Consider the following 13,209-nt stretch of genomic DNA (forward strand, 5'->3'; position numbering starts at 1 on the left):
GCTCCCTCAGCCCTTCATCGTGTTGATGTCCTCGACGGCGATCGACCCGCGATTGCGGAAGAACACCACGAGGATGGCGAGGCCGATGGCGGCCTCGGCGGCGGCGACCGTCAGCACGAAGAGCGCGAAGATCTGGCCGGTGATGTTGCCGAGGAACACCGAGAAGGCGACGAAATTGATGTTCACCGCCAGCAGGATGAGTTCGACCGACATCAGGATGACGATGACGTTCTTCCGGTTGAGGAAGATGCCGAGCGTACCGAGCGTGAACAGGATGGCCGCGACGGTGAGGTAATGCGGGAGACCGATCGCCATGGCTCAGAGCCCCTTGCCCGAGGGCACCTTGACGACGTCGATCGCCATCGCCTTGGTGCGTGCGTTCTGGACCGGGATGCTCTGGCGCTTGACGTTCTCCTTGTGGCGGAGCGTCAGCACGATGGCGCCGATCATGGCGACCAGCAGGACGAGGCCGGCCGCCTGGAAGAAGTAGATATAGTCCGTGTAGAGCACGCGGCCGATCTGCACCGTGTTGGACACGTCGCTCGCCGTGGAGGCGACCGCCCCGGTCACGCCCTGGCCGAAGGTCCAGGAGCCGAACACCAGCACCAGCTCGGCCAGGAAGACGAGGCCGACCAGCGCGCCCACCGGCAGATATTGCAGGAAGCCCTGGCGCAGCTCGACGAAGTCGACGTCGAGCATCATGACCACGAAGAGGAACAGCACCGCGACCGCGCCGACATAGACGACGACGAGCAGCATCGCGAGGAACTCGGCCCCGATCAGGATGAACAGGCCCGAGGCGTTCACGAAGGTCAGGATCAGGAACAGCACCGAATGAACGGGGTTCCGCGACGCGATGACCATGAAGGCCGAGGCGACCGCCACCCCGGCGAAAAGATAGAAGAACAGCGCGGCGAGGCTCATGCCCGGCACCCCTCAATCGTCCCGGCCCGCGTGGCGCGCAGGGCGCCGGCAGCCTTGGCGGCTTGTCTCGTTATGGTCTTCACGTCGTCCATCCCCCGGCCGCTCAGCGATACGGCGCGTCGAGCTCGATATTCCGAGCGATCTCGCGTTCCCAGCGGTCGCCGTTCGCGAGCAGCTTGGCCTTGTCGTAATAGAGTTCCTCGCGCGTCTCGGTGGCGAACTCGAAGTTCGGTCCCTCGACGATCGCATCGACCGGGCAGGCCTCCTGGCAGAAGCCGCAATAGATGCACTTCACCATGTCGATGTCGTAACGCGTGGTGCGGCGGGTGCCGTCATTGCGGCGCGGGCCGGCCTCGATGGTGATGGCCTGCGCCGGGCAGATGGCCTCGCACAGCTTGCAGGCGATGCAGCGCTCTTCCCCGTTCGGGTAGCGGCGCAGCGCGTGCTCGCCACGGAAGCGCGGGCTCACCGGCCCCTTCTCGAAGGGGTAGTTGAGCGTCGCCTTCGGCTTGAAGAAATAGCGCATCGCCAGGAAGAACGCCGAGACAAACTCGGTGAGCAGCAGCTGGCGGGCCGCCAGATCCAATCTCATGACGCTCTCCTCATTCGGCCATGGCCGCAGCGAGGCCGAAGCCCAGCAGCGGCATCGAGACGGCGAACACCCGGATCACCGTCTTCCACCATGAAATGACACCCTCAAGCTGATCCCGGCTCAGCTTGCGGGCTTCCCTAGAACCGCGGATCGACATCTCGACGAACCGCGGCAGAATGAACCATTCGAGGGCACCGAACAGGGCGCCGGCGAGAGCCCCCGTCCAACCGACGGCGGAGGCTTCCATCAGGGCAGCGAGAACCCCGTCATCCATCTCAGCCCCCGCCGGGCGCAAGGCCCGTGAAGTGCAGCACGCTGGCGACCAGAACCACCATGCCGAGCGAGATCGGCAGGAACACCTTCCAGCCCAGACGCATCAGCTGGTCGTAGCGGTAGCGCGGAACCATCGCCTTCACCATGGCGAACATGAAGAAGACCAGCAGCACCTTGAGCAGGAACCACACAATGCCCGGCACCCAGGTGAAGGGCGCGATCGGCACCGGCGGCAGCCAGCCACCCATGAACAGGATGGTGGTCAGCGCGCACATGGTCATGATCGCCACATACTCGCCGAGCATGAACATCATGTACGGGGTCGAGCCGTATTCCACCATGAAGCCCGCGACCAGCTCGGATTCCGCTTCGCCCAGATCGAAGGGCGGGCGGTTCGTCTCGGCCAGCGCCGAGATGAAGAAGATCACGAACATCGGGAACAGCGGCAGCCAGTACCAGCCCAGAATGCCATAGGGCGTGTTCTGCGCCTCGACGATGGCCGAGAGGTTCAGCGAGCCCGCGCACATCAGCACGGTGACGATGACGAAGCCGATGGAGACCTCATAGGACACCATCTGCGCCGCCGCGCGCAGCGCCGACAGGAAGGGGTACTTCGAGTTCGACGCCCAGCCGCCCATGATGACGCCGTACACGCCGAGCGAGGAGATCGCGAAGATGTAGAGCACGCCGACATTGATGTCGGCGACCACCCAGCCGGCGTCGATCGGCACCACGGCCCAGGCGGCGAGCGCCAGAAGGCAGGTGACGAAGGGGGCGAGCAGGAACACGCCCTTGTTCGAGCCGTCGGGGATGACCGGCTCCTTCAGCACGAACTTGATCAGATCGGCGAAGGACTGGAACAGGCCGAAGGGCCCGACCACGTTCGGACCGCGCCGCAGCTGCACCGCCGCCCAGATCTTGCGATCGGCCAGCAGCACATAGGCGACGACGATGAGCAGGCCAACCAGCAGACCCAAGCTCTGGGCCACGATGATGACAACCTGAAGAAGAGTATCGAGCCAGCTTGTGGTGGTCATGCTCCCCCTCCCCTCACTCGGCCGCCGCCGCGAGGCGGCTTGAGGCGAGCGCGGCGCATTCGGCCATCACCGCGGAGGCCCGCGCGATGGGGTTGGTCAGATAGAACGAGGTCACCGCCGCGCGGAATGGCGCGCGCTCGGGCGTGCCACCGGCATTGGCCAGCGCCACGATGGCCGCCGGATCGGCCGGCTCGACATGGTCGATCCGGGCGAGGTGCGGGTGCACGGCGTAGAGCGCGGCGCGCAGCTGAGCCAGATTGTCGAAAGGCAGCCGCGTGCCGAGCATGTCGGACAGCGCGCGCAGCACTGCCCAATCCTCGCGCGCCTCGCCGGGCGGGAAGGCCGCGCGGTTGGCGAGCTGCACACGGCCCTCGGTGTTCACATAGGTCGCCGACTTCTCGGTATAGGCCGCGCCCGGCAGGATGACGTCGGCGCGATGGGCGCCGCGGTCACCATGGGTGCCGAGATAGACCACGAACGCGCCCGGCGCGATGTCGATCTCGTCCGCGCCGAGGGCGAACAGCACATCCACCCCGCCCGGGTTGGTCATCGCGACGGCATCGAGCCCGCCGGCGCCCGGCACGCAGCCGACATCCAGCGCACCGACGCGGGCGGCAGCGGTGTGCAGCACGCCGAAGCCGTTCCAGCCATCCTTCACCGCCCCGACCGACACGGCGAGCCGCGCAGCGAGCGCGAGCACCGCCGCCCCGTCAGCGCGGGAGAGAGCCCCCTGCCCGATCAGGATCAGCGGACGCTGCGCGCCCTTGAGCGTCGCGGCGAAGGTGCCCTCGCCGACGAGGTCGGTCAGCGTATCGGGGCCGGCGCCGAGATACTCATAGGGATAGGTCAGGTCGACATGCTCGCCGACGAGGCCAACCGGGAAATTGCCCTGCAGCCAGCGCTTGCGGATGCGGGCATTGAGCACGCTCGCCTCGCGGCGCGGGTCGGCGCCGATGATGAGCAGCGCATCGGCCTGCTCGATGCCGGCGATGGTCGGGTTGAACACATAGGTCGCGCGGCCGAGCGCCGGGTCGAGCTTGGTGCCATCCTGACGGGCGTCGATATTGGTCGAGCCGAGGCTCGCCAGCAGCGTCTTGAGCGCGAAGGCTTCCTCGACCGAGGCGAGATCGCCGACCAGACCGCCGATGCGGTTGCCCGGCACGCCCTTCACCTTGGCGGCGATGGCGGCGAAGGCCTCCGGCCAGCTCGCGACCTTCAGCTTGCCGCCGACGCGCACATAGGGGCGGTCGAGGCGCTGGCTCTTGAGGCCGTCCCAGATGTAGCGGGTCTTGTCGGAGATCCACTCCTCGTTCACGTCCTCATTGAGACGCGGGAGGACGCGCATGACCTCGCGGCCGCGCGTGTCGACGCGGATGTTGGAGCCGACCGCGTCCATCACGTCGATGGATTCGGTCTTCACCAGCTCCCACGGACGGGCGTGATAGGCATAGGGGCGCTGGGTCAGCGCGCCGACCGGGCAGAGGTCGGCGACATTGCCCTGCAGCTCGGACGACATCGCCGCCTCGAGATAGGTGGTGATCTCCATGTCCTCGCCGCGGCCAATGGCGCCGAGCTCGGCAACGCCGGCGACTTCGGTGGTGAAGCGCACGCAGCGGGTGCACTGGATGCACCGGGTCATCGAGGTCTTGATCAGCGGGCCGATATACTTGTCTTCGACCGCGCGCTTGTTCTCGGCGTAGCGGGAGGTGTCCACGCCATAGGCCATGGCCTGGTCCTGCAGATCGCACTCGCCGCCCTGATCGCAGATCGGGCAATCCAGCGGGTGGTTGATGAGCAGGAACTCCATCACACCTTCGCGCGCCTTCTTCACCATCGGGCTCTTGGTGAGCACGACGGGAGGCTCGCCATTCGGGCCCGGGCGCAGGTCGCGCACATTCATCGCGCAGCTCGCCGTCGGCTTGGGCGGGCCGCCCTTCACCTCGACGAGACACATGCGGCAATTGCCGGCGATGGACAGCCGCTCATGGAAGCAGAAGCGCGGAATTTCCGCACCCGCCGCCTCGCACGCCTGCAGCAGCGTGTACTCGGCGGGAACCTCGACCTCGATGTCGTCGACGATGATCTTGGCCATGTTGCTCTCTACTCCGCCGCGACCGGAACCGGGTCGGAATGCGGGTTCGCCGAATACTGATCGATCCGCTTCTCGATCTCCGGCCGGAAGTGCCGGATGAGACCCTGGATCGGCCACGCCGCCGCATCGCCCAGCGCGCAGATGGTGTGGCCCTCGACCTGCGTCGTGACCTGAAGCAGCAGGTCGATCTCGCGCTTCTGCGCGCGGCCGGCGACCATGCGGTCCATCACCCGCCACATCCAGCCCGTGCCCTCGCGGCAGGGCGTGCACTGGCCGCAGCTCTCATGCCGGAAGAAGTAGGAGATGCGGGCGATCGCCTTGATGACGTCGGTGGACTTGTCCATCACCAGCACGCCGGCGGTGCCGAGGCTCGACTTCACCGCGCGGCAACCGTCGAAGTCCATGATCAGGTCGTCGCACTGGTCGGCCGGGATGATCGGGCAGGACGCGCCGCCGGGGATGATGGCGAGAAGGTTATCCCAGCCGCCGCGCACGCCGCCGCCATGCTTCTCGATCAGTTCCTTGAACGGAATGCCCATCGCGTCCTCGACGACGCAGGGCGTGTTCACATGGCCGGAGATACCATAGAGCTTGGTGCCGACATTGTTCGGCCGGCCGATGGCCGAGAACCACGCGGCGCCGCGGCGCAGGATGGTCGGGGCGACGGCGATCGACTCGACATTGTTGACGGTGGTCGGGCAGCCATAGAGGCCGACATTCGCCGGGAACGGCGGCTTCAGGCGCGGCTGGCCCTTCTTGCCTTCCAGGCTCTCAATCAGCGCGGTCTCTTCGCCGCAGATATACGCGCCGGCGCCATGGTGGACATAGATGTCGAAGTCCCAGCCATGCACGTTGTTCTTGCCGATGAGGCGCGCCTCATAGGCCTGATCGACCGCCGCCTGAAGGTTCTCGCGTTCCTTGATGAACTCGCCGCGCACATAGATATAGGCGGTGTGCGCGCCCATGGCGAAGCCGGCGATCAGGCAGCCCTCGACCAGATGGTGCGGGTCGTGGCGCAGGATCTCGCGGTCCTTGCAGGTGCCCGGCTCGGATTCGTCAGCGTTGACGACGAGATAGTGCGGGCGCCCGTCATTGTTCTTCGGCATAAACGACCACTTGAGGCCGGTCGGGAAGCCGGCGCCGCCGCGCCCGCGCAGGCCCGAGGCCTTCATGTGCTCGATGATCCAGTCGCGACCGGCTTCGAGGATGGTTTTCGTCCCATCCCACGAGCCACGCTTCAGGGCGCCCTGCAGGCCCCAGTCGTGCTGGCCGTAGATATTGGTGAAGATGCGATCCTTGTCGGCAAGCATGGTTCGCTCCTCAGTCAGCCTTGCCGCCGGGCGGCGGGGCCACTGGCTTGGAAGGCTTTTCACTGTCGGCGTTGCCGGCAGCCTCGACGGCCTTGGCCGCGAGAGGCGCGGCGGGGGCCGGATCGGCCTTGGGCGGCGCCGGCGGGGCGGCGGGGGCAGCCGCCGGGGCGGGAGCAGCCGGGGCCGCCTCGCCATTGGCACGCGCTTCGATCGCCTGACGCGCCAGCGCCAGACCCGCACCCTTGCCGACCATCGAGCCGTCATAGAGCTCGGGCGCGAGCAGCGTCGCCTGCCCCGTCACGGGAGCGGAGAGGAAACGGCCATTCTGCGGGCCGGTGGCGGGAGTCTCGCCGCGCTCGAAGGCATCGAGGATCCGGTCGAGATCGGCCGGCGTCAGATCCTCATAGACGTCCTTGAACACCTGGATCATAGGCGCGTTGGTACAGGTGCCCGCGCACTCGACCTCTTCCCAGGAGAAGTCGCCATTGTCCGACAGATGGAAGGGCTCGGCGTGAATGCGCTTCTTGCACACCTTCATCAGGTCTTCGGCGCCCCTGAGCATGCAGGGCGTCGTGCCGCAGACCTGGATATGCGCCTTGCGGCCCACCGGCTGGAGCTGGAACTGGGTGTAGAAGGTCGCGATCTCGTAGACGCGGATGGGCGCCATGCCCAGCATGTCGCCGACATAGCGCATCGCCGGCTCGGAAACCCAGCCGCCGGCTTGCTCCTGCGCCCGCATGAGCAGCGGAATCACCGCGCTGGCCTGCCGGCCCGCGGGGTATTTCGCGATGGTCTTCTCGGCCCAGGCGAGATTCTCGTCCGTGAACGCGAAGCTCTCGGGCTGGACCTCTTTTGGCGCAAGCCTACGGACAGACATGCCGTACCCTTCCGATCGGAACGCTCACCCTGCCGGGCTCAGCGGTCCACTTCACCGAACACGATGTCGAGCGAACCGAGGATCGCCGACACGTCCGCAAGCATGTAGCCGCGGCACAGGAAATCCATCGACTGAAGGTGCGCGAAACCGGGCGCGCGGATCTTGCAGCGATAGGGCTTGTTGGTCCCGTCAGAGACCAGATAGACGCCAAACTCACCCTTCGGCGCTTCCACGGCGGCGTAGACGTCGCCGGCCGGAACATGGAAGCCTTCGGTGTAGAGCTTGAAGTGGTGGATGAGCGCTTCCATCGAGCGCTTCATCTCGCCGCGCTTGGGCGCGACGATCTTGTTGTCGACGGCGGCGACCGGGCCGCTCTCCTTCAGGAGGCGCTCGCAGCACTGGCGCATGATGTACGCCGACTGGCGCATCTCTTCCATGCGGATGCAGTAGCGGTCGTAATTGTCGCAGTTCTTGCCGATCGGAATGTCGAATTCCAGCTCGTCATAGCACTCATAGGGCTGCGACTTGCGCAGATCCCACGCCGCGCCCGAGCCGCGCACCATCACGCCGGAGAAACCCCAGGCCCAGGCGTCCTCAAGGCTGACGATGCCGATATCGACATTGCGCTGCTTGAAGATGCGGTTGTCGGTGAGCAGGCCCTCGAGGTCGTCGCAGACCTTCAGGAACGGGTCGATCCAGGCGAGGATGTCCTCGACCAGCGCGCGCGGCAGATCCTGATGGACCCCGCCCGGCCGGAAATAGGCGGCGTGCATGCGCGAGCCGGAGGCGCGCTCATAGAACACCATGAGCTTCTCGCGCTCCTCGAAGCCCCAGAGCGGCGGCGTGAGCGCGCCGACGTCCATCGCCTGCGTGGTCACGTTGAGCATGTGGGAGAGGATGCGGCCGATCTCGGAATAGAGCACGCGGATGAGCTGGCCGCGCTTCGGCACGGTGATGCCGAGCAGGCGCTCGATCGCGAGGCAGTAGGCGTGCTCCTGGTTCATCGGCGCGACATAGTCGAGCCGGTCGAAATAGGGCACGGCCTGCGTGTAGGTCTTGGTCTCGATCAGCTTCTCGGTGCCGCGATGCAGCAGGCCGATATGCGGATCGACCCGCTCCACCACTTCGCCGTCCAGCTCCAGCACAAGGCGCAAAACGCCATGCGCCGCAGGATGTTGCGGGCCGAAGTTGATCTGGAAGTTGCGGACGCTCGGATCGACCTTGGTGGGTGCGTTCATCTCTGGGCCCTCACCTCAGCCCGCCTTCGGGCTGCTGGCCTTCTCATCGCCCGGGAGCACGTAGTCCGGCCCCTCCCATGGCGACAGGAAGTCGAAGTTGCGGAACTCCTGGGCGAGCTTCACCGGCTCGTAGACGACGCGCTTGCGCTCATCGTCATAGCGCACCTCGACGAAGCCCGTGGTCGGGAAGTCCTTGCGGAGCGGGTAGCCGTCAAAGCCGTAATCGGTCAGCAGGCGCCGCAGCTCCGGGTGACCGGAGAACAGGATGCCGTACATGTCATAGGCTTCGCGCTCGAACCACAGCGCGCCGGGGAACACCGAGGTGGCGGACGGCACGGGCGTGGTCTCGTCGGTCTCGACCTTGATGCGCACGCGCGCGTTCAGGGTCGGCGACAGCAGGTGATAGACCACGTCAAAGCGCTTCTCGCGCTTGGGGTAGTCCACGCCGCAAATATCGATGAAGCTGACGAAGCGGCAGGACGGATCGTCCCGCAGGAAGGTCAGCACCTTGATCACATCGGGCGCGTCCACGAGGAGGGTGAGCTCACCGAAGGCGACGGCCGCGTCCTGCACGGCGTTCGGCAGCGCTTCCGACACATGCGCGCCAAGCTCTTTCAGCGTCTCGTCCATGTCTTTCCCGTAGTCGTCAGTGCCGGTGACCGGCTTATTGATTGAGACAGACGTTGGCAGGGGGCCGGCGCGGGGGCGTCGGCCCGGAAGGATCAGCGTTCGATGGTGCCGGTGCGGCGGATCTTCTTCTGCAGCAGCAGCACACCGTAGAGCAGGGCTTCCGCCGTGGGCGGGCAGCCCGGAATGTAGATGTCCACCGGTACGACGCGATCGCAGCCGCGGACCACAGAGTAGGAATAGTGGTAGTAGCCGCCGCCATTGGCGCAGGAGCCCATGGAGATGACGTAGCGCGGCTCCGGCATCTGGTCGTAGACCTTGCGCAGGGCCGGGGCCATCTTGTTGGTCAGCGTGCCGGCGACGATCATCACGTCGGACTGGCGCGGTGAGGCGCGCGGCGCGAAGCCGAACCGCTCCACGTCGTAGCGCGGCATCGAGGTCTGCATCATCTCGACCGCGCAGCAGGCGAGGCCGAAGGTCATCCACATCAGCGAGCCGGTACGGGCCCAGTTGATGAGATCGTCCGTCGCGGTGACCAGGAAGCCCTTGTCGGCCAGCTCCGCATTGACCTCGACGAAGAACGGGTCCGTGGCGCCGACCGGCTTGCCGGTGTTCGGGTCGATGATGCCCTTGGGCGCCGGAGCGACCAGTGGGCTATTCGCGCTCAATCCCATTCGAGCGCCCCCTTCTTCCACTCGTAAACGAAACCGACGGTCAGCACGCCGAGGAATGTCATCATCGACCAGAAGCCGAGATTGCCCAGTTCCCCGAAGGTGATAGCCCAGGGGAACAGGAAGGCGACCTCGAGGTCGAAGATGATGAACAGGATCGACACCAGATAGAACCGGACGTCGAACTTCATGCGCGCGTCGTCGAACGCATTGAAGCCGCATTCATAGGCCGACATCTTTTCCGGGTCCGGCCGGCTGAAGGCCACCAGGAACGGCGCGACCAGGAGGGCGATACCGATCACCGCTGAAACGCCGATGAAAATGACGACGGGCAGATAATCCTGCAGCAGGCTGCTCATGGACGGCACCCTTCCCGGTCAGCATACGTCGTCGGACGTACCATCGCAGTTGCGAAATATTCAAAGCACGCGGCAGGCTTATCGCACCGCCCTAGGCGAGGCAAGGGCAACGATGCGCCTTCTTCGCCGGCTGGTATACAGAATTCACAGCTTGAGGGCGAGCCAGGCGCCGGTCACGCTTTGGCGACTGAAAAAGATCAGGAATTTGAGATCTTAGAGGCATTTGACCACCGGCTCATGACGCGACGATCTGCCCCGCGTACCTTGCAGGTCAGTCCGGGCTCCACACCCCAATAGGGGCTGGCGCGGCGAGAGTCGGAGCGCGGAAAGGGCCTCACGACGACAGGGGCGATGCAAGCTTCGTGCAAGCCTGGAGCCGACAGTGGACGGTTGAAGGGCCCGTTGCCGGTGCGAAGGCGCAGAAGGCCCGGCGCGCCAAGGAGCGGCGCGCGGGGGCTATGGGATCAGACGGAGGGAGCGTTCAGCACGTCGTCGGCGTCGATGCGAAGCGGTGCGGCGCGGCTGGAGTCGGATCCATCGTTCATCTTGCGCAGGGCCGCCGCCTCGATGCGCATCCGGTGCTGGGAAAAGCGGCCCAGACGGTCGGCGGCGCTGTCGGCCGGTCGGCCTTCCAGCGCATCAAGCGCATCCCAGCTCACCTGACATTCGATGAGGTCATGATCGCCGCGCAGATGGAAGCGGATGGCGCGGGCCTCGGGCATGTCGTCCGGCGGCATGGCGGAGTGCGGCTTGCTGATATCGAGCGCCTCATTGGTCGGCGCGGCGGAGCGTTGATCGGTCATCGGGGTTCTCCTCGTGTCGGGGCTAACCGCCCAATCGCCGAGAAGTTCGGCCGAGGTACTGGAAGACCGGAGGGAGCGCGCCAGATTCGCGAGGCACATTCCGCGGCGAATCTCGGAGCGTAAGAAAGGGCAGAGCATGGATGCGGCGCTGGTGTTCATCCCCGTCGTGGCGCTGGGCGTCGCGTTGATCGCGGGCGGCCTCGTTCTACACTTTCGGACCCGCCTGCGCACGGCCGGGGCGGCCCGGATCGAGCGGCGGGAGGGGGCGCTGCATGTGCCGCTGATCGCCGCCTTTTCCGGCTGGAAGGGCATCCCGTGGGTGAGTTGGGCGCGGAGCAATGTTGCCCCGCGCCTCGTCATCCACGCGGAGCATGTCGAGTGCCGGGTGATCCGCACGCGGCGCAAGCCGCTCTCGCTCATCAGCCGGGTCGATTACCGCGCGACCATCGGCACCGAGAACATCGTGCTGGAATTCTCCGATTCTCTCACCAGCTTCGTCGGCAACACCGCCAACCGCGCCCTCACGCGCGAGGCGCTCGCGCATCTGGCGGGGTTGGGCTGCCCGCTCTCCGAGCGCGCACGCCTTCTGGTCGAGAAGGGATGAGCCCGGCGGAACGGATCGCGTGGCCCGGCATTGACCTCCATACCATCAGCAGGAGGCTCACATGATCATTGCCGACCAGCACCACCCGAAAGCGGCCGCGTCCAAGCCAGGCGATACCCGCCGCGACGCCAAGAAGACTGAGCCGGCCAGCACGGGCACCGCCCGCAGCGCCCTGCCCCATGCCGGCGAGACCATCGGTGAAGAAAGCGGCACCGACAGCAAGACGCCGCCCAAGGGCTGACCATACCGCCGTCGCAGACATGAACAGGCATCGCCGGCACACGCTGGCGGTGCCGAACTCGCTGACAATGCCGACGAACGACATCGCCCGGCCCAAAGCTAGAGAATGTTATTGAGGGAAAGTTCGACGCTCTGGTGAGTGGCGGGAGTGACGGGGCTCGAACCCGCGACCTCCGGCGTGACAGGCCGGCGCTCTAACCAACTGAGCTACACCCCCAACGACCGGCCGATGTGTTGGCCCCGCGTCGAGTGGGGCGGGTGTTAAGGCAGGCCCCGGCGGGTGTCAAGCGGGGCGGTGGTCATCCACAGGGGGATAATCCACAGCCCCGCCCTTCACGGTCCCTTCCCTATCCCGGCAGTTGCGGCCGGCGCTTGGCGAATGCGCTGTCCATCAGAGCCATCGCCGCGATGAGCAGAGGCACGGAAAGGAAGGTGCCTGCCGGCCCCCACAGCCACGTCCAGAGCGCCATGGAGAGAAACACCGCGAAGGGATTGAGCGAGACGCGTCGCCCGACAATGAGCGGCGTCAGAAGCTGCCCCTCCACGCTGGTGATGGTCAGGAACGCCGCCGCCGGCAGCAGGCCATGCACGACCGTCGGGAAGGTCACAATGCCCGCCAAGGCGAGGATCACCGTCATGACGGCTGGCCCGACATATGGGACGTAGTTGAGCAGGCAGGCCAGCGCGCCCCAGAGAGGCGGATTGGGCAGGCCCAAGGCCCAGGTGACGAAACCCGTGGCAGTGCCAAGCCCGATATTGATGAAGGTGGCGGTCACCAGATAGGCGCCCAGCCGATCCTCGATCTCGCGGAACACACGGAGCGCGGCAAGGCGCGTGGTGCGCGGCCCCATCGCCTGCACGACCCGCCGCTTGATCTGGATTCGGCCGGCGAGAAAAAACAGCAGTGAGCCGACGAAGAGGATGAACTGGCCGATGACGGGCGTGACCAGCCCCAGCGCGCTTTCCAGCATGCGGGAATCCGCGATGGCCACCTTCATGGGCGGCTCCGCGACCCGCCCGAGCGATTCGATCGATTCGACGAAGCTGGCGATGCTGCGCATCATTGGCTGGAAGCTGGCGAAACGATCCTGAAGGATGCCGCCGATCTCCGGCCCGCGCGCCGTCCATTCCGCCAGCGGCGTCGCCAGCATGACGGCGAGGCCATAGATGCCGGCCACCATCAGCGCCACCAGGAAGATCGACCCCACCGGCGTCGGAATGCCCCGCCGCCCCATCGCCTCGATGGCCGGGCCGATCACGCTGCCGATGATGACGGCCGCGACGATCGGCACCAGGACCGGGCGGGCCACCACGAGGCTCACGCCCACGGCGACCATGGCGGTGGCGATGATCGCCACCTCCGTCGCCCGGCGCCACAGGCGATCGGTACGCTCCTTCACAGCCGGCGCGCCGGCAATGGCGACCGGCCGGCCGCCCGCCTCTTCCGTACCGCGCAACATGTCCATAATCCTCGCCCCGCCCGGCGGCGTGCTGCCGCGAGCGGGAAACGTGCAGGAACACCGCCGGTTCCCCACGCAGCTCTCCACCCTGAACATGGGGGC

At 66.3% G+C, this 13,209-nt stretch carries 16 protein-coding genes and 1 tRNA gene; 2 read left to right on the plus strand and 15 right to left on the minus strand.

Translation table 11 applies throughout. From position 1 onward, the window contains the following. Positions 1–6: 6 nt before the first annotated feature. The 13 genes from nuoK to AncyloWKF20_RS06475 form a co-directional block, all read right to left on the minus strand. Entirely contained in the window at positions 7–315 is a 309-nt protein-coding gene (gene nuoK, locus AncyloWKF20_RS06415; RefSeq protein WP_267582246.1) for an NADH-quinone oxidoreductase subunit NuoK, read from the minus strand. Between the two features lie 3 nt (positions 316–318). Then, the gene (locus tag AncyloWKF20_RS06420; RefSeq protein WP_267582245.1) at positions 319–924 is read right to left on the minus strand and encodes an NADH-quinone oxidoreductase subunit J; all 606 of its coding nucleotides are present in this window, start codon (positions 922–924) and stop codon (positions 319–321) included. Between the two features lie 103 nt (positions 925–1,027). Further along, the gene (gene nuoI / locus AncyloWKF20_RS06425; protein WP_267582244.1) at positions 1,028–1,516 is read right to left on the minus strand and encodes an NADH-quinone oxidoreductase subunit NuoI; all 489 of its coding nucleotides are present in this window, start codon (positions 1,514–1,516) and stop codon (positions 1,028–1,030) included. Positions 1,517–1,526: 10 nt separating this feature from the next. Continuing rightward, positions 1,527–1,790, minus strand: coding sequence for a hypothetical protein (locus AncyloWKF20_RS06430; RefSeq protein ID WP_279317057.1), 264 nt, complete (start codon positions 1,788–1,790; stop codon positions 1,527–1,529). A gap of 1 nt (position 1,791) precedes the next feature. Beyond that, positions 1,792–2,826: an NADH-quinone oxidoreductase subunit NuoH gene (gene nuoH / locus AncyloWKF20_RS06435; RefSeq protein WP_279317058.1), complete on the minus strand. Its 1,035-nt coding sequence runs from the start codon at positions 2,824–2,826 to the stop codon at positions 1,792–1,794. A 13-nt stretch (positions 2,827–2,839) separates the two neighbouring features. Then, a complete protein-coding gene (nuoG, locus tag AncyloWKF20_RS06440; protein ID WP_279317059.1) occupies positions 2,840–4,918 on the minus strand; it encodes an NADH-quinone oxidoreductase subunit NuoG in 2,079 nt (692 codons plus the stop codon). A gap of 8 nt (positions 4,919–4,926) precedes the next feature. Continuing rightward, complete coding sequence (gene nuoF / locus AncyloWKF20_RS06445) at positions 4,927–6,228, minus strand: NADH-quinone oxidoreductase subunit NuoF (protein WP_267582240.1); 1,302 nt, start codon at positions 6,226–6,228, stop codon at positions 4,927–4,929. A gap of 10 nt (positions 6,229–6,238) precedes the next feature. Then, positions 6,239–7,105: an NADH-quinone oxidoreductase subunit NuoE gene (nuoE, locus tag AncyloWKF20_RS06450; RefSeq protein WP_279317060.1), complete on the minus strand. Its 867-nt coding sequence runs from the start codon at positions 7,103–7,105 to the stop codon at positions 6,239–6,241. Positions 7,106–7,143: 38 nt separating this feature from the next. Further along, positions 7,144–8,343: an NADH-quinone oxidoreductase subunit D gene (locus AncyloWKF20_RS06455; RefSeq protein WP_279317061.1), complete on the minus strand. Its 1,200-nt coding sequence runs from the start codon at positions 8,341–8,343 to the stop codon at positions 7,144–7,146. Positions 8,344–8,358: 15 nt separating this feature from the next. Further along, positions 8,359–8,973 carry an NADH-quinone oxidoreductase subunit C gene (locus tag AncyloWKF20_RS06460; RefSeq protein ID WP_279317062.1) on the minus strand — a complete coding sequence of 205 codons (615 nt, stop codon included), beginning with the start codon at positions 8,971–8,973 and terminating at the stop codon, positions 8,359–8,361. Positions 8,974–9,065: 92 nt separating this feature from the next. Continuing rightward, positions 9,066–9,644 (minus strand): NADH-quinone oxidoreductase subunit B, encoded by a 579-nt coding sequence (locus AncyloWKF20_RS06465; protein ID WP_267582236.1) that lies wholly within the window; start codon positions 9,642–9,644, stop codon positions 9,066–9,068. Continuing rightward, positions 9,635–10,000, minus strand: a complete 366-nt coding sequence (locus tag AncyloWKF20_RS06470; protein ID WP_279317063.1) for an NADH-quinone oxidoreductase subunit A — start codon at positions 9,998–10,000, stop codon at positions 9,635–9,637. The genes AncyloWKF20_RS06465 and AncyloWKF20_RS06470 overlap by 10 nt, the downstream gene beginning before the upstream one ends. 464 nt (positions 10,001–10,464) lie before the next feature. Continuing rightward, positions 10,465–10,803, minus strand: coding sequence for a DUF1488 family protein (locus AncyloWKF20_RS06475; protein ID WP_279317064.1), 339 nt, complete (start codon positions 10,801–10,803; stop codon positions 10,465–10,467). 136 nt (positions 10,804–10,939) lie between these two features. Between AncyloWKF20_RS06475 and AncyloWKF20_RS06480 the strand changes: the two genes are divergently transcribed. After that, positions 10,940–11,407 (plus strand): hypothetical protein, encoded by a 468-nt coding sequence (locus AncyloWKF20_RS06480; RefSeq protein ID WP_279317065.1) that lies wholly within the window; start codon positions 10,940–10,942, stop codon positions 11,405–11,407. A 61-nt stretch (positions 11,408–11,468) separates the two neighbouring features. Further along, positions 11,469–11,648 carry a hypothetical protein gene (locus AncyloWKF20_RS06485; RefSeq protein ID WP_279317066.1) on the plus strand — a complete coding sequence of 60 codons (180 nt, stop codon included), beginning with the start codon at positions 11,469–11,471 and terminating at the stop codon, positions 11,646–11,648. 139 nt (positions 11,649–11,787) lie between these two features. On the opposite strand, the gene AncyloWKF20_RS06490 is transcribed toward AncyloWKF20_RS06485, so the two are convergent. Both AncyloWKF20_RS06490 and AncyloWKF20_RS06495 read right to left on the minus strand, forming a co-directional pair. Continuing rightward, a tRNA-Asp gene (locus AncyloWKF20_RS06490) sits at positions 11,788–11,864 on the minus strand. 130 nt (positions 11,865–11,994) lie between these two features. Further along, entirely contained in the window at positions 11,995–13,107 is a 1,113-nt protein-coding gene (locus AncyloWKF20_RS06495) for an AI-2E family transporter (protein WP_279317067.1), read from the minus strand. Positions 13,108–13,209: the final 102 nt, after the last annotated feature.

Origin of the sequence: Ancylobacter sp. WKF20, from assembly GCF_029760895.1 — a bacterium.
Taxonomy (GTDB): Bacteria; Pseudomonadota; Alphaproteobacteria; order Rhizobiales; family Xanthobacteraceae; genus Ancylobacter.